Origin of the sequence: Phycicoccus sp. CSK15P-2 (assembly GCF_016888005.1) — a bacterium.
In the GTDB taxonomy this organism is placed as follows: Bacteria; Actinomycetota; Actinomycetes; order Actinomycetales; family Dermatophilaceae; genus Phycicoccus.
In genome coordinates this window covers 31,323-50,272 of the sequence record NZ_JAFDVE010000014.1, presented here as the reverse complement: position 1 = coordinate 50,272, position 18,950 = coordinate 31,323, and the positions used below count along the sequence as shown (strand labels likewise).

At 72.8% G+C, this 18,950-nt stretch carries 19 protein-coding genes; 6 read left to right on the top strand and 13 right to left on the bottom strand.

What is annotated here, in order from left to right; all coding sequences use genetic code 11:
* The first annotated feature begins 27 nt into the window (after window positions 1-27).
* Entirely contained in the window at window positions 28-711 is a 684-nt protein-coding gene (locus tag JQN72_RS09345; RefSeq protein WP_204134911.1) for a VTT domain-containing protein, read from the top strand.
* A 31-nt stretch (window positions 712-742) separates the two neighbouring features.
* Here JQN72_RS09345 and JQN72_RS09340 read toward each other — a convergent pair whose 3' ends face one another.
* The 5 genes from JQN72_RS09340 to JQN72_RS09320 form a co-directional block, all read right to left on the bottom strand.
* Window positions 743-1,369 carry a response regulator transcription factor gene (locus tag JQN72_RS09340; RefSeq protein WP_204134910.1) on the bottom strand — a complete coding sequence of 209 codons (627 nt, stop codon included), beginning with the start codon at window positions 1,367-1,369 and terminating at the stop codon, window positions 743-745.
* Window positions 1,366-2,580 (bottom strand): sensor histidine kinase, encoded by a 1,215-nt coding sequence (locus JQN72_RS09335; RefSeq protein WP_204134909.1) that lies wholly within the window; start codon window positions 2,578-2,580, stop codon window positions 1,366-1,368. Before JQN72_RS09335 ends, JQN72_RS09340 begins: the two co-directional genes overlap by 4 nt.
* A 23-nt stretch (window positions 2,581-2,603) precedes the next feature.
* Window positions 2,604-3,398, bottom strand: a complete 795-nt coding sequence (locus JQN72_RS09330) for an ABC transporter permease (protein ID WP_204134908.1) — start codon at window positions 3,396-3,398, stop codon at window positions 2,604-2,606.
* Window positions 3,395-4,264: an ABC transporter ATP-binding protein gene (locus tag JQN72_RS09325; protein WP_204134907.1), complete on the bottom strand. Its 870-nt coding sequence runs from the start codon at window positions 4,262-4,264 to the stop codon at window positions 3,395-3,397. Before JQN72_RS09325 ends, JQN72_RS09330 begins: the two co-directional genes overlap by 4 nt.
* 210 nt (window positions 4,265-4,474) lie before the next feature.
* Complete coding sequence (locus JQN72_RS09320) at window positions 4,475-5,047, bottom strand: LemA family protein (RefSeq protein ID WP_204134906.1); 573 nt, start codon at window positions 5,045-5,047, stop codon at window positions 4,475-4,477.
* 120 nt (window positions 5,048-5,167) lie between these two features.
* Here JQN72_RS09320 and JQN72_RS09315 point away from each other — a divergent pair, with 120 nt between their 5' ends.
* Entirely contained in the window at window positions 5,168-5,599 is a 432-nt protein-coding gene (locus JQN72_RS09315; RefSeq protein ID WP_204134905.1) for a universal stress protein, read from the top strand.
* On the top strand, window positions 5,599-7,050 hold the full coding sequence (locus JQN72_RS09310) for a sodium:alanine symporter family protein (RefSeq protein ID WP_204134904.1): 1,452 nt from the start codon (window positions 5,599-5,601) through the stop codon (window positions 7,048-7,050). Before JQN72_RS09315 ends, JQN72_RS09310 begins: the two co-directional genes overlap by 1 nt.
* Before the next feature lie 71 nt (window positions 7,051-7,121).
* Here JQN72_RS09310 and pyrE read toward each other — a convergent pair whose 3' ends face one another.
* A complete protein-coding gene (gene pyrE, locus JQN72_RS09305; protein ID WP_204134903.1) occupies window positions 7,122-7,676 on the bottom strand; it encodes an orotate phosphoribosyltransferase in 555 nt (184 codons plus the stop codon).
* 85 nt (window positions 7,677-7,761) lie between these two features.
* On the bottom strand, window positions 7,762-8,538 hold the full coding sequence (locus tag JQN72_RS09300) for an SDR family oxidoreductase (RefSeq protein WP_204134902.1): 777 nt from the start codon (window positions 8,536-8,538) through the stop codon (window positions 7,762-7,764).
* 55 nt (window positions 8,539-8,593) lie between these two features.
* On the opposite strand from JQN72_RS09300, the gene JQN72_RS09295 reads away from it, so the two are divergent.
* Window positions 8,594-9,379 carry an exodeoxyribonuclease III gene (locus JQN72_RS09295; protein ID WP_204134901.1) on the top strand — a complete coding sequence of 262 codons (786 nt, stop codon included), beginning with the start codon at window positions 8,594-8,596 and terminating at the stop codon, window positions 9,377-9,379.
* Window positions 9,380-9,388: 9 nt separating this feature from the next.
* Here JQN72_RS09295 and JQN72_RS09290 read toward each other — a convergent pair whose 3' ends face one another.
* Window positions 9,389-10,543, bottom strand: a complete 1,155-nt coding sequence (locus JQN72_RS09290) for a hypothetical protein (RefSeq protein WP_204134900.1) — start codon at window positions 10,541-10,543, stop codon at window positions 9,389-9,391.
* Window positions 10,461-12,407, bottom strand: coding sequence for a glycosyltransferase (locus JQN72_RS09285; RefSeq protein WP_204134899.1), 1,947 nt, complete (start codon window positions 12,405-12,407; stop codon window positions 10,461-10,463). Before JQN72_RS09285 ends, JQN72_RS09290 begins: the two co-directional genes overlap by 83 nt.
* A 139-nt stretch (window positions 12,408-12,546) precedes the next feature.
* On the opposite strand from JQN72_RS09285, the gene JQN72_RS09280 reads away from it, so the two are divergent.
* The gene (locus JQN72_RS09280) at window positions 12,547-12,954 is read left to right on the top strand and encodes a hypothetical protein (protein WP_204134898.1); all 408 of its coding nucleotides are present in this window, start codon (window positions 12,547-12,549) and stop codon (window positions 12,952-12,954) included.
* 25 nt (window positions 12,955-12,979) lie between these two features.
* On the top strand, window positions 12,980-13,252 hold the full coding sequence (locus tag JQN72_RS09275; protein ID WP_204134897.1) for an acylphosphatase: 273 nt from the start codon (window positions 12,980-12,982) through the stop codon (window positions 13,250-13,252).
* Here JQN72_RS09275 and JQN72_RS09270 read toward each other — a convergent pair.
* The 4 genes from JQN72_RS09270 to JQN72_RS09255 all read right to left on the bottom strand — a co-directional run bounded on the left by JQN72_RS09270 (window position 13,246) and on the right by JQN72_RS09255 (window position 18,843).
* The gene (locus JQN72_RS09270) at window positions 13,246-13,755 is read right to left on the bottom strand and encodes a DinB family protein (RefSeq protein WP_204134896.1); all 510 of its coding nucleotides are present in this window, start codon (window positions 13,753-13,755) and stop codon (window positions 13,246-13,248) included. The two genes, JQN72_RS09275 and JQN72_RS09270, sit on opposite strands and share 7 nt — an antisense overlap.
* A gap of 10 nt (window positions 13,756-13,765) precedes the next feature.
* Window positions 13,766-15,439, bottom strand: coding sequence for an MFS transporter (locus JQN72_RS09265; protein ID WP_204134895.1), 1,674 nt, complete (start codon window positions 15,437-15,439; stop codon window positions 13,766-13,768).
* On the bottom strand, window positions 15,420-16,115 hold the full coding sequence (locus JQN72_RS09260) for an LppX_LprAFG lipoprotein (RefSeq protein WP_204134894.1): 696 nt from the start codon (window positions 16,113-16,115) through the stop codon (window positions 15,420-15,422). The genes JQN72_RS09265 and JQN72_RS09260 overlap by 20 nt, the downstream gene beginning before the upstream one ends.
* A gap of 160 nt (window positions 16,116-16,275) precedes the next feature.
* Window positions 16,276-18,843, bottom strand: a complete 2,568-nt coding sequence (locus JQN72_RS09255; RefSeq protein WP_204134893.1) for an ATP-dependent Clp protease ATP-binding subunit — start codon at window positions 18,841-18,843, stop codon at window positions 16,276-16,278.
* Between the last annotated feature and the right edge of the window lie 107 nt (window positions 18,844-18,950).

The window sequence follows — 18,950 nt, the reverse complement described above, 5'->3', positions numbered from 1 at the left end:
CGGGAGAGCACCTACCCTGGAGAGGTGATGCCTGCACTCGGTCCGGACTGGATGGACCCCCAGTACCTCTTCGACACCTACGGCACGGCCTTCTTCTGGGTGTCGCTCGCCATCGTCTTCGTCGAGTGCGGGCTGTTCTTCCCGATCCTCCCCGGCGACTCGCTGCTGTTCGCCATCGGCATCTTCATCGCCAGCGGCCAGCTGCAGGTCAACGTCTTCGTCGCGATGGCGGCGCTCTTCGTCGCCGCCTTCGCGGGCAACGTCGTCGGCTACGAGATCGGACGGGCGGTCGGTGCGCCGCTGCGCCACCGCGACGGGCGGATCATCAAGCGCGAGTACTTCGACAAGACCGAGGCGTTCTTCGAGAAGTACGGCGCCCGTGCGCTCGTCCTCGGCCGCTTCGTCCCCATCGTCCGCACGTACATCACGATCGTCGCCGGCATCGGCCGGATGGACCGCCGGCACTTCTACGTCTGGTCCGGCGTGGGCGCGCTGTTCTGGGTGGGCGTCGTCACGCTCGCGGGCTACTTCCTCGGCAACGTCCCGCTCGTCCGGGACAACCTCGAGGCCGCCATCCTCCTCATCGTGGTCCTCTCGGTGGTGCCGATGGTCATCGAGTACGTCCGGCACCGCCGCGACGCGAAGATGGCTCCCGCCGAGGTGGTCCGGGAGTCGGCCGAGGTCGTCGACGACGTCGAGCACCACGGCTGAGCGTCGACGCCTCGGTCGCAGCCCTGGGGTCTCAGCCGAGGTCGATCAGACCGCGGCGGTGTGCCTCGGCCACCGCCGCGGTCCGGTCGGTCACCGCGAGCTTGGCGAAGGCCCGCACGAGGTGGGTCTTGACCGTGGCCTCGCCGATGAACAGCTCGCGCCCGATGTCCGCGTTCGACAGTCCGCGGGCCACGAGGGCGATCACCTCGGTCTCCCGACCCGTGAGCTCCGGACCGCTCGGGCCTCGGAGCCGCTCGGCGAGCCGGGCCGCGACCGGTGGGGCGAGCACGGTCTCCCCGCGCGCGGCACGCCGGATGGCGTCGGTGAGCACGCTCGTCGGCGCGTCCTTGAGCAGGTAGCCCCGGGCGCCGGCCTCGACGGCTCGCACGATGTCGGCGTCGGTGTCGTAGGTCGTGAGCACGAGCACCTCGGGCGGCTGCGGCAGCCCGCGCAGCCGAGACGTCGCCTCCGCACCGTCCATGACCGGCATCCGCAGGTCCATGAGCACGACGTCGGCCTCGACGCGCGGGGCCACCGCGAGCGCCTCCGCGCCGTTGCCCGCCTCCCCCACCACCTCGAGGTCGGTCTCCTCCCCGAGCACGGCGACCATCCCGGCTCGCACGACGGGGTGGTCGTCGACGACGAGCAGCCGGATCACCGCGGCACCGCCACGCGCACGGAGGTCCCCCGGCCCGGGGCTGTGTCGAGGTCCACCGAGCCGCCGACCTCGGCCGCCCGGGCTCGGACGCCGTCGAGCCCGAACCCGTCGCGGTCGGCCGTCGTGTCGAAGCCACGGCCGTCGTCGGCGACGGTCAGCACGACGCGTTCGGGCTCGTAGGCGAGGGTGACGTCGACCCGGCCGGCGCCCGCGTGGCGTCGCACGTTGGACAGCGCCTCCTGCGCCGTCCGGAGCAGCACGACCTCGGTGACGCCCCCGAGCGGCACCGGCTCGCCGTCCACCGTGACGGACGCGCGCAGCCCGTCCTCGCGGCTCACCGCCGTCCCGAGGCGCTGCAGCGCCTCCGCGAGGGTGCGCGACTGGAGATGACCGGGTGTCAGCTCTGCGACGATGAGCCGGGCCTCGGCGAGGTTGTCGACGGCGGTGCGCTCGACGATCCCGATCCGTTCCCGGGCCGTCGCGACGTCACCCCGGGCGAGGGCGGCGTCCGCGGCACGGGCCAGGGTCACGACCGAGGTGAAGCCCTGCGCGAGGGTGTCGTGGATCTCCCGGGAGATGCGCTCGCGCTCGTCCTGCACGCCGCGGTCGCGCTCCACGACGGCCAGCCGCGCCTGGGTGGCGTGGAGCTCGTCGATCGTGCGGGCGCGCGAGTCGGCCTCGGACACGATCCTGTTGATGAACAGGCCGAGGGACAGCGACACGGCGAGCGAGATCAGCGAGGTCACGAGGATCGGCCCGACGGTCTCGCGGTCGAAGCCGCTCTGGACGAACCGGAGCGTGCCGAAGGCCGTCAGGGTCAGGACGGTGCCCACCCCGGCGTCCCTGACCCGGAGCATCGCCCACAGCTGGGGGTAGAGGACGAAGAAGAGCATCCACGACTCGGTGCCGGGGTCGACCCACTGGATGCCGAGCAGCGCCGACCACGCGACGAGGTGGTAGACCAGCCCGGCCCGGGCGTCCTGCCGAAGCCCTCGCACCCCGGCGAGCGCGTACGCGACGGCGATGACGGCGAAGAGGACGACCGACGGGAGGCGTCCGTACCGCCCGGGCTCGTCGAGCCAGGCGACGACGACGGCCGCCACCCAGACCACCGCGAAGACCGCGTGCCAGTAGGGCTCCTGACGTCGCCACATCGCGTCCAGCGCGGCGCTGGAGTCACCCTCCCGGGGTGGGCACTCCTGCGCGCTCATGGGGCCATCCTCCCCCGTGGCCCTCACACGGTCCCGCGCTTGGACCAGCGGAAGGTGCGCGTGCACAGGACCAGGCCGCCGACGGCCCACGCGGCGAGGACGAGCAGGGTGCGCCCGGTCTCCCACGACCCCGCCATCTCCGTCGACGCCATCCCGTCCGGGAAGAAGACCGAGCGCATGCCCTGGGCGATCCACTTGAGGGGGAAGACCGCGGCGACCTGCTGCAGCCACCCGGGCACGCTGTCCCAGCCGATGTAGACGCCGGAGATGAACTGGAGCACGAGCATCGGCCCGATGACGACCGCGCCGATGGAACGCGCCGTCGACAGTGACGAGTACGCCACCCCCAGCACGGTGCCCCCGACCAGCCCGAGGAGGAAGACGGCGGCGAAGACCGCCCAGCGGTCCGGGGACGTCGGGAGCTCCACCCCGAAGGCCAGGCGTGCGACGACGAGGAGGAGCACCATCTGGGTCACCGAGCTGACCGCGACGAGCCCGACCTTCCCGAGGAAGTAGGCCACGGGGGGCATCGGCGTCGACCGCAGCCGCTTCAGGGTGCCGTCGTCCCGCTCGGTCGCGACCGAGAGCGCCATCGTCTGGAAGCTCGTGAGGACGACGCCGGCGGCGACCATCCCGGGGAGGAAGTACTGGCCGGCCGTCATCCCGCCGGGGTCGTCGAACTGGCTGGAGAAGATGACCGAGAAGAGCGAGAGCAGCAGGATCGGGAAGAGGAAGGAGAAGAAGACCGCTTCCTTCTCGCGCGAGTACATCCGCAGCTCGAGCGCGGTGCGGTCGAACCCGAGGGCGAGGGTGTTCATGCCGGGACCTCCTCGGTCGCCGTGGTGACGTGCGGGGCGATGAGCCCGAGGTAGGTGTCCTCGAGCGAGGGCCTGGTCACGGTGAGCTCGGGCACCTCTCCCCCGAACCGGGCAGCGAGCCGGGCGACCTCGGCGGTCGGCTCAGCCGTGACGAGGCTGCGCGGCACACCCTCGTCCTCCCACGAGACGGTCGCCTCGCCGGTCCTCCGCCCGCCGAGCGCGGCCGGGGTGTCGAGCGCGAGCAGCGCGCCGGCCGCGATGACGCCCACGCGGTCGGCCAGGTGCTCGGCCTCGTCGAGGTAGTGCGTCGTGAGGAGGATCGTCGTCCCGTCCTCGGCGAGACCGCGGATGAGCGCCCAGAAGTCGCGCCGGGCCTGCGGGTCGAACCCGGTCGTCGGCTCGTCGAGGAACAGCAGCTCGGGACCGCCGACGATGCCGAGCGCGACGTCGAGGCGCCGTTTCTGGCCACCGGAGAGGCCGGCGATGCGGGCGTCCACCTTCTCGGTGAGGCCGGTCGCCTCGACGACCTCGTCGACGTCGCGGGGGTGCGAGTAGCAGCGGGCGGTGCTGCGGAGCGCCTCGCGCGGCGTCAGGAGGTCCAGGCCGCCGGTGGTCTGCAGGACGATGCCGATCCGGTCCCGCCAGCCGCGCGGAGCGCCCTGGGGGTCCGTGCCGAGGACGGCGACCTCGCCGCCGTCACGGCCCCGGAAGCCCTCGAGGATCTCGACGGTCGTCGTCTTGCCGGCACCGTTCGGGCCGAGCAGGGCGAACACCTCGCCGTGGTGGACGTCGAGGTCGAGACCGTCGACGGCGCGGTGGTCGCCGTAGGTCTTCGTCAGGCCGCGCACCCGGATCGCTGCTGTCATGCCTCCAGCGTCGCGGAGGGTGGCGGGCGCCGCGAGGCCCGCCCGGTGGATCCGTCGTCCATCGACCGGTGGACGGCGTCGGTTCCGCCGCAGCGGTGCGCCCGGTTACGCACCGGAACCTCCGGTCGGACGCCCAGAAGTTCGGGGTGCCCGATCGGAGGTTCCGGCATCAGGCGAGAAAGTTCGGGCAGGCGAGAAAGCCCGGGAGGGTCAGGTCGGGTCCGGCTGGCCGAAGTCGACGCGCGGCGCCTCGCGCTCGTCGCCCACCGCCTCGAAGTACTCCTCGCGGGTGATGTGGAACAGCCCGGCGACGATGTTCGACGGGACGGTCTCGACCTTGGTGTTGAGGTCGCGGACCGTCGCGTTGTAGTAGCGGCGGGCCGACGCGATGCGGTCCTCGGTGGAGGTGAGCTCGGCCTGGAGCGCCATGAAGTTCTCGTTGGCCTTGAGGTCCGGGTACGCCTCGGAGAGGGCGATGAGGCGACCCAGCGCCTGGCTCAGGAGGTTCTCGCTGTCGGCCTGCTCCGCCGGCGACTGCCCCGGAGCCATGGCCTTGGCCCGTGCCGACACGACGTCCTCGAGCGTGCCCCGCTCGTGCGCCGCGTAGCCCTTGACGGTCTCGACGAGGTTGCCGATGAGGTCGTGCCGGCGGGTGAGCTCGACGTCGATCTGACGCCACGCCTCCTGCGCCAGGTTGCGCAGCTTCACGAGGCCGTTGTAGACCCCCACCGCCCACGCGAGGAGCGCCACGAGGACGACGATGACGACGATCGTGATGATCACAAGGCCTCCTGAGGGCGTCGGGCTCCGTCGAATCCTACGACCTCGGGGATATGGCGCCGGTCACATCCTCGGGTCTAGGGTGGCGCGGGACCGCACCGATCGCAGGACCGGGAGGCCCTGATGGACACAGTTGTCGTCGGCGTCGACAACAGCGATGTCTCCACTCGTGCAGTGGAGTTCGCCGTCGAACGCGCGCAGAAGAATGACTGGAAGGTGGTGCTGGTCCACGTCGTCCCGTGGTCCCCGTACTCCTTCACCACCCCCTCGGAGAACGAACACCGCCACCGTGAGCGCGAGAGCGAGATCTCGGCCGCCCAGGAGCAGATCCTCGTCCCGATGGCGGCCATCGCCGAGGAGGCCGGTGTCTCGCACGAGGCGCTCGTGAAACACGGCAAGCCCTCCGACACCATGTCCGACATCGCCGACGAGGTCGGCGCCGTCCACCTCATCGTCGGCCGCACCGGCGACGGCGGCCTCCGTGAGGCCGTCTTCGGCTCGGTCGCGAGCCGACTCGTCCAGCAAGCCAAGATCCCCGTGACGGTGGTGCCCTGATGAACATCGCAGAGACCTTCGAGCAGTTCGCGACGGCGGTCGCCGACACCGTCTTCTTCTCCGTCGACATCGCGGGCGCGAGCCTGCCGCTCATCGTCGTGTGGCTCGTCATCGCCGGTACCTTCTTCACGATCTGGCTTGGCTTCATGCAGGTCCGAGGGCCGAAGCTCGCCGTCGACCTCGTCCGCGGCAAGTACTCCAACCCCGAGGACGCCGGTGAGGTCTCGCACTTCCAGGCCCTCGCCACCGCCGTCTCCGGCACCGTCGGGCTGGGCAACATCGCCGGCGTCGCCATCGCGATCTCCCTGGGTGGCCCCGGCGCCACCTTCTGGATGATCCTCGCCGGCCTGCTCGGCATGGCCACGAAGATGGCGGAGTGCATGCTCGGCGTGAAGTACCGCAACGAGCACGCCGACGGCTCGGTCTCGGGCGGGCCGATGTACTACCTGCGCAAGGGTCTGGCCGAGCGCGGTCTCGGCGGCCTGGGCAGCGTCCTCGCCGTGTTCTTCGCGATCTTCATGATCGGCGGCGCGCTCGGTGGCGGGAACATGTTCCAGTCGAACCAGGCGACGGCGCAGATCGTCGAGGTCACCGGCGGTGACGACGGCTTCTTCGGCAGCAACCCGTGGATCATCGGCGTCGGCTTCGCGGTCTTCGCGGGGCTCGTCATCATCGGCGGCGTCAAGAGCATCGCCCGGGTGACCGAGAAGATCGTGCCCTTCATGGCGGTCTTCTACCTCGTCTCGGCGCTGGTCGTCATCCTGTGGAACGTCTCGTCGCTGGGCACGGCCATCGGCCAGATCTTCTCGGGAGCCTTCACACCCGAGGGCGTCGCCGGTGGCGCGATCGGCGCGCTCATCGTCGGCTTCCAGCGCGCCGCGTTCTCCAACGAGGCCGGGCTGGGCTCCGCGTCGGTGGCCCACTCGGCGGTCAAGACCAAGGAGCCCGCCACCGAGGGCTTCGTCGCCATGCTCGAGCCGTTCATCGACACCGTCGTCATCTGCACCATGACCGCGCTGACGATCATCATCACCGGGACGTACACGAACCCGGACGCGTCCGAGCTGGGCGGTGTCGCCCTGACCTCCGACTCCTTCGAGACGGTGATCCCCTGGTTCCCGAACGTCCTCGCGATCGCCGTCGTGCTCTTCGCGTTCTCGACGATGATCAGCTGGGCGTACTACGGGATGAAGGCCACGGGGTACCTCTTCGGTGACAACCTCGCCGCCGAGCAGGGCTTCAAGGTGGTCTTCCTGCTCGCGACGATCCTCGGGTCGGTCGTCGCGCTCGACCCGGTCATCGCGCTCTCGGACTCGATGATCTTCCTCATGTCGATCCCGAACGTCGTCGGGCTGTACATCCTGGCCCCGGTGATCCGCCGGGAGATCCAGGGGTACTTCGACCGCGTCAAGAGTGGCGAGGTCAAGCAGGTGGAGCACGCGCACCGCTGACCGCACCCGCAGAACAGCACACGCCGCGTGGCCCTCGGGTCACGCGGCGTGTGTTGTCCGGACGGGGCTCCTCAGCCCAGGCCCAGGTCCTCGAGCGAGTAGACGTGCCGGTACTCGAGGCCGTGGTCGGCGAAGACCTGGGCCGCGCCGGTGGCGCGGTCGGCGATGGTGGCGACGGCGACGACCGTGGCACCCGCCTCCTGGGCCGCCGTCGCGGCCTCGAGCGGAGAAGCCCCGGTGGTCGAGGTGTCCTCGACGACGAGGACGCGACGCCCCTCGATGCTCGGGCCCTCGATGCGCTGCTGCAGACCGTGCGCCTTGCCGGCCTTGCGGACGACGAAGGCGTCGAGCCGGCCTCCCGCGGCGGCGCGTGCGTGCAGCATCGAGGTGGCGACGGGGTCGGCGCCGAGGGTCAGGCCACCGACGGCGTCGAACTCGAGGTCCTCGACGAGGTCGAGCATGACCCGCCCGACGAGCGGGCTCGCCTCCCCGTCGAGGGTGATCCGCCGGAGGTCGACGTAGTAGTCGGCCTCCGTGCCCGAGGAGAGGGTGACGCGGCCGTGGACCACGGCCTTGTCGCGGACGATGTCGAGGAGCCGGGCACGGTCGGCGGCGATGTCGGTCACGGCACCCACCGTAGTGCCGTGCCGAGGAGGTGCCGCACCTCGCCCGGGCGCGCCGCCGGGCCGGGCCGCCCGGCGCGCCCGACGCTCAGCCGCGGCGGCGGAACCACCGGGCCGCCTGCGCCACCTGCCCCCGCACCAGGGGACGGGGCAGGGCGCGCAGACCGAACGCCGCCGCCTTCCAGTGCGGCCCGGGGACCGAGACGACCTTGCCGGCGGCGACGTCGGCGAGCGCCTGGCGGGCGAGCTCGTCGGCGTCCGACCACACCCAGTCCGGGACCCCCGGCCGGCGCATCCGGGCCCGCTCGTGGAACTCGGTCCGGGTGAACCCGGGGCAGACCGCGGTGACCGTCACGCCGGTGCCGCGCAGCTGGCCGGCGAGGGACTCCGAGAACACGGTGACGAACGACTTCTCGGCCGAGTACGTGCCGCTCGCCATGAACCCGGCGACCGAGCTGACGTTGAGGATGGCGCCCCGGCCGCGCGCCCGCATCGCCCGGCCGGCGGCGTGCGAGGTGAGCAGCACGGCCCGGACCATGACGTCGAGGGCCGCCTCCTCCTCGCGCACGTCGTTCTCGAGGAACGGCCGTCGCAGACCGAACCCCGCGTTGTTGACGAGGAGGTCGACCGGCCGGTCGGGGTCGGCGAGGCGCCGGCACACCTCCTCGGTCTGCGCACGGTCGGCGAGGTCGGCGACGAGGACCTCGACCTCGACGCCGCGTTCCCTGCGCAGCCCGTCGGCCAGCCGTTCGAGCCGGGCGCGGTCGCGCGCCACGAGGACGAGGTCGCGCCCGTCGTGGGCGAGGCGGGTGGCCAGGGCGCGGCCGATCCCAGCGGAGGCGCCGGTGACGAGGGCGGTGCTCATCCCCGCACGGTAGCCGCCGGACGCAGTCGTCGGCGGCCGTCGCTAGGGTGACCCGGTGCGCATCGCCACCTGGAACGTCAACTCCATCCGCTCCCGCATCGACCGCGTCGAGGCCTGGCTCCACCGGGCCGACGTCGACGTCCTCGCCATGCAGGAGACCAAGGCCAAGGACGAGCAGTTCCCCTACGACCGGCTGCACGACCTCGGCTACGAGGTGGCGCACCACGGGCTCAACCAATGGAACGGGGTCGCCGTCCTCAGCCGGGTCGGGCTCGACGACGTCCAGGTCGGGTTCGACGGCGACCCCGGCTGGGGCGAGCCGCTCGCCGCCGAGGCGCGCTCCATCGGCGCCACCTGCGGCGGCGTGCGGGTGTGGTCGCTCTACGTGCCCAACGGTCGCGCGCTCGACGACCCGCACATGGCGTACAAGCTCGCCTGGCTCGGGCAGCTGCGCGACCGCGCGGTCGAGTGGTCCGGCGCCGGCACACCCGTCGCCCTCTGCGGCGACTGGAACATCGCACCCCAGGACGACGACGTCTGGTCGATGGAGTACTACGAGGACAAGTCGCACGTCAGCCCGCCGGAGCGTGCCGCCTTCAGCGCCTTTCTCGAGGCCGGGTACGTCGACGTCGTCCGGCCGCACGCCCCCGGTCCGGGGGTCTACACCTACTGGGACTACCAGCGGCTCGCGTTCCCCAAGAAGCGCGGCATGCGCATCGACTTCGTCCTCGGCTCGCGGACCTTCGCCGACCGCGTGGCGGGTGCCGCCATCGACCGCGAGGAGCGCAAGGGCACCGGCGCCAGCGACCACGCGCCGGTCGTCGTCGAGCTCGAGGGATGAGCCGGGCCGTCAGAAGAGCAGGGCGATCCAGGGTCCGGCGAGCCGGTTCGGCGTGACGACCAGCCAGACGACCACGACCTGGGCCACCGCAGCGACGCCGAGCAGCAGTGCGACTCCTCGGGACGGGCGGGCCGGCACCGCGAGCAGCGCCAGTCCGGACAGGATGACCACGGTCGCCCCGGCACCGGTGTGCAGCCCGAGCCAGGCCGCCACCACGAGGCCCGGCAGCGGCATGAGGTACGCGATGAGCGCGGCCGGCCGGCGCACCGTCAGGAGCGCCCCGCACACGTAGAAGAGCGGCAGGTGGAGCGTCGTCCGTGCCACGTGGACGGCCGCCTCACCGAGGTTGTCACCGGAGTGCTCGACCGTCGCGGCCTCGAGCACGGAGTCCAGCACGGTGCCGCTGAACCGCCACTCGAGGAACGCCCAGCCCAGGAGTGCCGCGACGGCCGGGAAGGCGAGCACCGCCGCGGTGGCGCGGCCCGCGGCGGGGACTCCGCGGTACCTCGCCCGCGCCACGAAGGGCGCGGACGCGCCGAGCAGGAGCGCGAAGACGACGCTCGAGACGTCGCAGGCCGCCGCGACCCCGAGGAGCAGGCCCGCCTGGAAGCCTCCCTCGGTGTCGGCCTCGGTGACGAACCGGAGGAAGCCCTCGAGGGCGACGACGAGCAGGGCGAGCGCGAGGAAACCGCTCAGGTCCTCCGTGGCGAGGTACCCGAACAGCGGGGTGAGGGCGACCGACGCGATGAGGAGCACGACGAGCGGGACGGGGACGTCGCGCCGCACGAGGCGTTCGACGAGCGAGTGGAGCAGAGGGCCCGCCGCCAGCGCCCCGACCACGCTGAGCGCAGCGGTCCCCCAGGGCAGCACGCCGGCGATCCCCACGGGGATCGGCGGGTAGGCCTCGCTGACCCATCCGAAGGTGCTCGCCCCCCACTCGACGGCCGCCCCGGCCTCGTCGGTCGCGGCGTTGAGGCGCGAGGAGACGCCGCGCTCGACGACGAGCCAGGCGAGCGCGAGGTAGGGCAGCGACAGGCCGGTCCGAACCGCCCATCGGGCGATGGGGTCCCGGGGCCAGCGGTCACGCCGGCGCGGCGGGACCCACGGCATCTCCTGCTCGGTCGGCAGGTCCGGCGTCTCCGCCGCCGAGAGCACTGAGGCCATGGTCGGTCTTCTCCCAGTAGTGCGGCCGTGTGACGAGCTGCCACAGGGCCTTGTACGAGGCCACCGAGTGCAGCAGCCAGTAGAGCGGGTTGAGCAGGGCCCAGGGCACGAGCCGGTACCGGCGGCGCTTGAAGGCGCCCATCATCGACACGTAGATCATCAGGACGTTCCCGACGAGCAGGTTGAGCAGGGCGACCCAGAGCACCCACCCCGGGAAGTAGGGGCTCAGGGCGTCCGGAGGCACGAGCAGCGAGAGGACGAACGCCAGGTAGAGCGGCGGCACGAGGAGGAAGGACAGCGGCGTGCCGCCGACGAGCAGCGCGAAGCCGATGGTGGCCCGCCACCCGACCGTGCGCACGAGCCGGACCGGGTGGCGCAGGTGGACGAGCGTCGTCTGCATGTACCCCTTGATCCACCGCGAGCGCTGCCGGACGAAGTTGCCGTACGCGCGGTTGGCCTCCTCGAACGTCGTCGAGTTGATGACGCCGACCGTCGTGCCGAGCGCGGCGGCCCGGATGCCCAGGTCTGCGTCCTCGGTGACGTTGAACGGGTCCCAGCCGCCGAGCGAGCGCAGCGCCGCGGTCCGGAAGTGGTTGGAGGTGCCGCCGAGCGGGATGGGCATCCGGCGCAGGTCCAGCCCGGGGAGCATGTAGTCGAACCAGAACGAGTACTCGAGGGTGAACATCCGGGTCAGGGCGTTCTCCTCGGCGTTCCAGTAGTTGAGGGCGGCCTGGACGCAGACGAGCGACTCCTCGCCCCGGTCGAAGGCGACGGCGGCCTTGCGCAGCTGGTCCGGGTCGGGCTTGTCCTCGGCGTCGTAGATGACCAGGCAGTCCCCCGTCGCGAAGAACAACCCCACGTTGCACGCCCGCGGCTTGGTCTGCGGCGCCCCGCGCGGGACGGTGAGCAGGGTGATCGTCTCGGGGGGCCGCGAGGCGAGGGCAGCCTCGCGGGTCTCGTCGTCGTCCTGCTCGAGGAGCAGGAGGATCTGCAGCTTCTCCGGCGGGTAGTCGAGGGCCCCGAGGTTCTCGATGAGGTGCGCGACGACGTTGGCCTCGCGGAACACCGGCACGAGCACGGTGTACGAGGGTAGGTCCTCGTCGCTCATCCCGGCGAGGTCCTCCTCGGTGATGGACTCGAACCAGTCGAGCCGCGCCCCCGCGAGACAGACGACGAACTTGAACGCCACGCTGACGAGGAAGCCGAACCCGCCGACTGCCGAGAGGGCGATGAGCGTGGCGCGCGGCGCGAGGACGAGGAGGACGACGAGCACGGCGAGCGAGACCCCTCCGACGACCTTCTGCGTGCGGTTGGCGACCTGACGTGCCGACTGGTCGGTGTCGCGCTCCCAGAGGGCCATCGTCGCGCGGTCGGCGACGACGTCGTGGTGTGCCCGGATGACCGTGCGGGAGAGGTCCCACTCGGTCGTGACGTGCAGCTCGGCCGGCCCCCCGAGGGTGCTCTCGACGTCGTCGAGCAGCTCCCGGCTCGGTTCCACCGAGGTCGCGACGAGCACGTCCCCGCCGGGCAGCCGACGGACCGGGAGCCAGTGCCGCGCGACGAGCTCCTCGAAGGCGACCGAGCGGAGGAGGTCGCGGTCGAGCTCGGTGGTCGTCAGGTCGATGAACGGCCTTCCCCAGACCCGCGCCAGCACCTCGTAGACGTCCCGTCGCCGGACCGCACCGGTGGCGATGAGCACCGACGCGAGTGTCGAGCCGGTGCGGGTCCTGGCCTGTAGCGCCTCGGCGAGCTGTCCCTGCGTGAGCCGGCCGTCGGCGACGAGTGCCTCGCCCAGCCTCCCGGCCACGGTGTCGTCGTCGGAGGGCGCGTGCTGGTAGCGGTCTTCGTGGGCTCGGGCGTACACCGACTCCCCCTTCGGACGAAGGGCACCGCGGACTCCCTGCAGCCTCGAGTGTAGGAGACGGAGTGGTCGGGCGCGCGGGCACGACCGCGTTCCGGATCGGGGGCTGACGCGCGTCCGCGCGCCGGGTTACGGTGCCGAGGTGCCCACGCCATCCCGGGAGCTCGTCGCGACGGTGCTCGTCGCGCCACGCGTCCTGCCCGAGCTCGAGGTGGCGCTCATGACGCGCGACCTGTGGGTCTGGCCCATGGCGACCGCACCCATCTGCGCCGACGGCCCCCGCCGTGCGGAGCAGTACCGCCGCCGCACGCTGACGGCCAAGCGCGGCGCGTGGGACGACGCCGCGGACTGGGTCCCCGCGTGGGTCTCGTTCGGCGAGACCTGGCGGGACGGCGACGAGCCCCTCCCGTGGTCCGCGCACGCCGCCCTCTGGGACGCACTGGCCGCCTTCGGCGAGTGCTGCCGCTACCGCAAGTGGCTGAGCGGGGTCCCCCGGCTGCCGCTGCCGCGGGGTGCGGACGTCGCCGCCGACCGTGGCCGCGCGTCCTGACCCGCTGCCGGGGCATGCTGGTGCGATGACGAAGGCAGTGCGGGTCCGGGTCTCCGGCGAAGTCCAGGGTGTCGGCTTCCGCGGCCATGCGGCGCGCGAGGCCGTCCGGCTCGAGCTGCGCGGCTGGGTGCGCAACACGGACGGTGGCGACGTGCTGCTGCACGTCGAGGGACCCGAGGGCGAGGTCGACGAGATGGTGGCGTGGTGTCTCGAGGGCGCACCGGAGGCCCAGGTGGAGGAGGTCGACGTCGCGCCGGACGAGCCGACCGCGGCCGCGACCTTCGAGGTGCGCTACTGACGGGTCAGGATGCCCGCCGCGTAGGACGCCTGGCCCACGTGCTGCGTGGCGTCGTTGAGCGCGCTGACCAGACGCACCGCGAGGGTGACCGGAGGGTCCCAGTCCTCGTCGACGACCCGTTCGAGGTCGGCCGGGTCGAGGCCGCGCAGGGCGTCGGTGACGAGCGCGTACGTGGCGTCGAAGTAGCCACCGAGGTCCTCGGCCGAGGACCGCACGGCGAGGACGTCGTCGTAGGACATGCCGTACCCGTGCGCGCTCGCCGGGAAGGGCAGCCCGAAGCGCTCGTACCAGCCGTCGCCGGTCCACACGACGTCGCGGTCGAAGGCCTCCGCCACGTGCTCGTCGAGGACCCGGGTGAGGTGCCAGAGGAGCCAGGCGACGGTGTTGGCGCCCTCGGCGGGCGGCTGGGCGAGCCGGTCCTCGGGGGTGTCGTCGAGGAGGCCGTGCACGGTCTCGCGGACCCGGTCGAGGGCGTCGAGGAGGATGTCGTTCACGGAGGCCATGGTCGGGACGCTACCCGCGGGCGCCGACGGCCGCCCCTGCGCGGTGGTCGCCGTCCGCCGTCCGGACACCGCGCCCGAGCGTCAGGGCCACGACCGCTCCCACGGCCGCGGCCACGGACGCCCCGCGGAACACCGACGACACCTGGACGACGGCCGCGGCGCGGAGCGCGTCGGTGTCCGTGGGGTCGGGCAGCGCGGCGACGGCGCCGTAGTACCGGTGCAGCCCCACGGCGGTCAGCAGCGCGAGGCCGACGACCATCCCGACCATCCGGGCGACGACGACGAGGGCCGAGGCGGTGCCGTGGGTGTCCTCGTCCGACTCCTCGAGGGCGGCGTCGTTGACGGGTGCGACGGCCAGGCCGACCCCGAGCCCGGTGGCGAGCAGGACGACCGTCGACGACGCCTGCTGCAGCGAGCCCTCCCCCCAGGTGGACATCGCCGCGAGCCCTCCAGCAGCCAGTGCCAGCCCCGCAGCGGCCACCCCGCCCGCGGCGAGCCGGTGCAGCAACCATCCTCCGAGGAGGGCCCCCACGGGGACGGCCACGAGGAAACGGACGAGGACGAGCGCGGCCTCCGCCTGGTCCTCGGTGAGGACCAGGCGGGCGAGCAGCGGGACGTCCACGACGACCGCGACGAGCGCGACGCCGGAGAGCAGCGACACGGCGAGCGCGCGGACGAGCCGGCCCCGGACGAGGCCGCGCGGCACGAGGGGGACGACGGCGTGGCGGTGGTGGGCCAGGTAGGCCACGACGAGCAGGACCGCGACCGGCAGAAGGGCGTAGCCGAGCGGCCCGACGACCTCACGCTCGGGGTCGGCCGCGGCGAAGGTGAGCACGACGCAGCCGAGCGCCCCGCCGACGAGCACCGCGCCGAGGAGGTCGACCCGGCGCAGCGCGGTCAGGCGACCGCGCAGGCCGGCCCCGGTCGCGGCCAGCCCGAGGACGACGGCGACCACCCCGACGGGCGTGGCCACCCGGGACGTGGCGCCCCCGAACGGGACGAACGGCACACCGAGCGTGACGCTCGTCGCGAGCGCGTCCGGCGCGGCGAGGGCGAGCCATCCGGTGCCCAGGGCCAGCAGCCCGAGGACCGCGGGCAGCGGGCGGGGCCGCGGCGCCCCTCCTCCCCCGGCCGCGACGACGGCGACCGCGAGGAGGACGCCGGCGACCGCGGTGAGCCAGAAGATGGCCCGCCAGTCGGCGACGACGAGGACCGCGGCTCCGAGCACGGGGCCGAGCACCGAGCCCACCTCCTGGACGGCACCGACGACGCCCAGGGGCACGCCTCGGCGTCCCGCGGGCCAGTGGTCCGCGACGAGCGCGAGGGTGGCCGGGACCAGCCCGCCGCCGCCCGCGCCCTGCACCACCCGGCCACCGACGAGCACCGGGAGCTCGACGGCCAGGGCGGTGACGACCGACCCGACGACGAACACGGCCAGGCAGGCGAGGAGGACCCGCCGGCGGTCGACGACGTCGGCGACCCGGCCGACGAGCGGGAGGACGGCGACGTACCCCAGGAGGAAGCCGGAGACGATGGGCGTCCCCCGCTGGAGGGCGTCGATGCCGACACCGACGCCACGCATCATGTCGGTGAGGGCGAGGACGACGACGTAGGTGTCCGCGGCCGCCACCGCCACCGCCACGGACGCCGCGGCGAGCAGCGCCCTAGGGGCGGGAGATCTCAACGGGGGCGCCGTAGTCGGTGAGCGTCAGCCGGTAGGTGGAGTCCTCGGTGCCGAAGAAGGGGCCGACGAGGGTGGCCGTCCGCAGCTGGTCGTCGTCGGTCAGCCCGTACGAGACGCGGTAGGTGCCCTCCCCCTCGCCGATGTGGAAGAGGGTGTCGACGGGCTCCGCGGGGATGGTGCCGGACACCTGGAGGAGCACCTCCTTGCCCGCCCGCACCCGGCCGTCGACGGTGGGGTCGGCGGTCTGCGGGAGGAGGGAGGCGATGCCGTCGGCGGGGTCGAAGAAGTCCGCGGGGTTGGGGGCGTTCAGGGTCGACAGGTCGAAGGGCTCGTAGTCGGGCGTGAAGAGCTTGAGGTAGGCGTCGTCGCCCACGGCGATGACGTCGACGGTCGCGGCGACGCCCCGGACGGTGCCGGTGATCGTGCCCTGAAACCTCGGCTCGGTGGCGTCGACGACCCCGGAGCCACGGGCCGCGGTGACGCCGTTCTCCTGCGGCGGGACGTCCTCGCTCGTGAGGTCGAGGGCGACGGAGCCGGCGCCCTCGAGGGCCACCCGGGCGGCGTCGAGACGCTCCGCCGGGGTGCGCTCGGGCGGAGCGTCCTCGGTACCACCCCCCGAGCATCCGGCGAACAGGGTGAGGGCCGTCAGGGCCGCGGCGAGGACGGGACGGCGCATGGCGGTCAGGGTAGCCGCCACCCTCGTCGTCGGTCCGGCCGATGGCCGGGTGCGTCCGGGCGCGGCGGCGCCGACACCCCGGTTCGTCCGCGAGACCCCGGTTCCGAACCGGGGTCTCGCGGACATTTCGGGGTGACCCCGAAATGTTGAGGTGGCGAGGTCACGAGAGGGCGAGTGAGTCGGCGTCCGCGTCGAGCCCGACCGTCACCGTGTCGCCGTCGCGGACCTCGCCGGCGAGCAGCGCGGTCGCGAGCCGGTCGCCGATCTCGCGCTGGACGAGCCGGCGCAGCGGACGCGCGCCGTACGCCGGGTCGTGGCCGCGCCGGGCCAGCCAGGCCTTGGCGTCGTCGGCGACCTCGAGGGTGACCCGGCGGTCGCGCAGCCGCGCCCCGAGCTCGTGCACCTGGAGGTCGACGATCCGGGCGAGCTCGTCGGTGGAGAGGGCGTCGAAGACGACGACCTCGTCGAGCCGGTTGAGGAACTCCGGCTTGAACGCCTGGCGAACCGTGGCCAGCACGGCCTCGCGCTGCGCGTCCGGCCCCATCGAGGGGTCGACGAGGAACTGCGAGCCGAGGTTGGAGGTCATGACGAGGATGACGTTGCGGAAGTCGACCGTGCGGCCCTGGCCGTCGGTGAGGCGACCGTCGTCGAGCACCTGGAGCAGGACGTCGAAGGTCTCCGGGTGCGCCTTCTCGACCTCGTCGAGCAGGACGACGGAGTACGGACGGCGCCGCACCGCCTCGGTCAGCTGTCCCCCCTCCTCGTACCCGACGTAGCCGGGCGGGGCGCCGATGAGACGCGCGACCGCGTGCCGCTCGGCGTACTCCGACATGTCGATGCGGACCATGGCCCGCTCGTCGTCGAAGAGGAAGTCCGCGAGCGACTTCGCGAGCTCGGTCTTGCCGACGCCGGTGGGGCCGAGGAACAGGAACGAGCCGGTCGGGCGGTCGGGGTCCGCGATACCGGCGCGGCTGCGGCGCACCGCGTCCGAGACGGCCTTGACGGCGTCGGTCTGACCGATGAGCCGCGCACCGACGATCGACTCCATCGAGAGCAGCTTCTCGGTCTCGCCCTGGAGCAGCCGCCCGGCGGGGATGCCGGTCCAGGCCGAGATGACCTCCGCGATGTCGTCGGCGCCGACCCGCTCCTTGACCATGAGGTCGGCGTCGTCCAGCGCGGACTCGGCCGCCTGGGCGGCGTCGAGATCGGTCTGCAGGGCCGGGATCTCGCCGTAGAGCAGTCGGGAGGCGGCCTCGTAGTCGCCCTCGCGCTGCAGGCGGTCGGCCTGGGTGCGCAGGTCGTCGAGCCGGGCCTTGAGGTCACCGACCTTGTTCAGGCCCTCCTTCTCGGAGGCCCAGCGCGCGTTCAGGGCGTCGAGCTCCTCGGTCTTGTCGGCGAGGTCGGCGCGCAGCCGCTCGAGCCGCTCGACGGACGCGTCGTCGGTCTCGTTCGCGAGGTGCAGCTCCTCCATCGTGAGCCGGTCGACCTGGCGGCGCAGGACGTCGATCTCGACCGGGCTGGAGTCGATCTCCATCCGCAGCCGCGACGCGGCCTCGTCGACGAGGTCGATCGCCTTGTCCGGCAGCTGCCGGCCGGTGATGTACCGGTCGGACAGCGACGCGGCGGCGACGAGGGCCGAGTCCTCGATCTCGACCTTGTGGTGCGCCTCGTACCGCTCCTTGAGGCCGCGGAGGATCGCGATGGTGTCCTCGACGGACGGCTCGCCGACGAGGACCTGCTGGAAGCGCCGCTCGAGCGCGGGGTCCTTCTCGACGTGCTCGCGGTACTCGTCGAGGGTCGTCGCGCCGACGAGCCGCAGCTCGCCGCGGGCGAGCATCGGCTTGAGCATGTTCCCGGCGTCCATCGCGGAGTCGCCGGCGGCACCGGCGCCGACGACGGTGTGCAGCTCGTCGATGAAGGTGATGACCTGGCCGTCGCTGCCGGCGATCTCCCCGAGGACGGCCTTGAGCCGCTCCTCGAACTCGCCGCGGTACTTCGCGCCGGCGACCATGGCGCCGAGGTCGAGGCTGACCAGGCGCTTGTCGCGCAGGCTCTCCGGGACGTCGCCGTCGACGATCCGCTGGGCGAGGCCCTCGACCACGGCGGTCTTGCCGACGCCGGGCTCGCCGATGAGGACGGGGTTGTTCTTCGTCCGGCGGGAGAGGACCTGGACGACGCGGCGGATCTCGTCGTCCCGCCCGATGACAGGGTCGAGGCGGCCGTCCCGGGCGGACTGGGTGAGGTCGGTGCCGTACTGGGCGAGCGCCTCCCCGGCCTCCGTCGGCGTCTCGGAGGTGACGGTGCGGCCGGCGCGCAGCTCGGTGATCTTCGCCTCCATGTCGGCCGCGCCGCGCTTCTCGACGGCGGCGAGGTGGCCGGTCTCGGCGAGCGCGAGCAGGAGGAGGTCGAGCGCGAGGAAGGTGTCGCCCGTGGCGCGCATGAGCGTGTCGGCCTGCTGGAGGAGGGCGACGGCCTCGCGTCCGAAGGTGGGCGCGGCGGCAGCGCCGCTCGTGGTGGGCAGCGTACGGAGCCGGGCGTCGGCCTGGGCCAGGACGTGCCCGGCGCCGGTTCCGGCGGCCGCGAGCAGGGCGTCGGCCAGCGGGGTGTCCAGCCGGACGGCGGCGCTCGTCAGGTGGTCGGGGGTGATCTCGGCGTGGCCCGCGGTCTGCGCGGCGCGCTGGGCCAGCGCGAGCGCCTCGGCCACCTTGGTCGTCGGCTTCAGCTCCATCCGTGGTTCTCCTGGTCGTGCGAGGGGTATGTCGTCTCACGTCGTTAAACACTCATCAAAGTTGAGTGTATTCCACTCAACTGCGGCGACCGGACCGCGCTCACCCC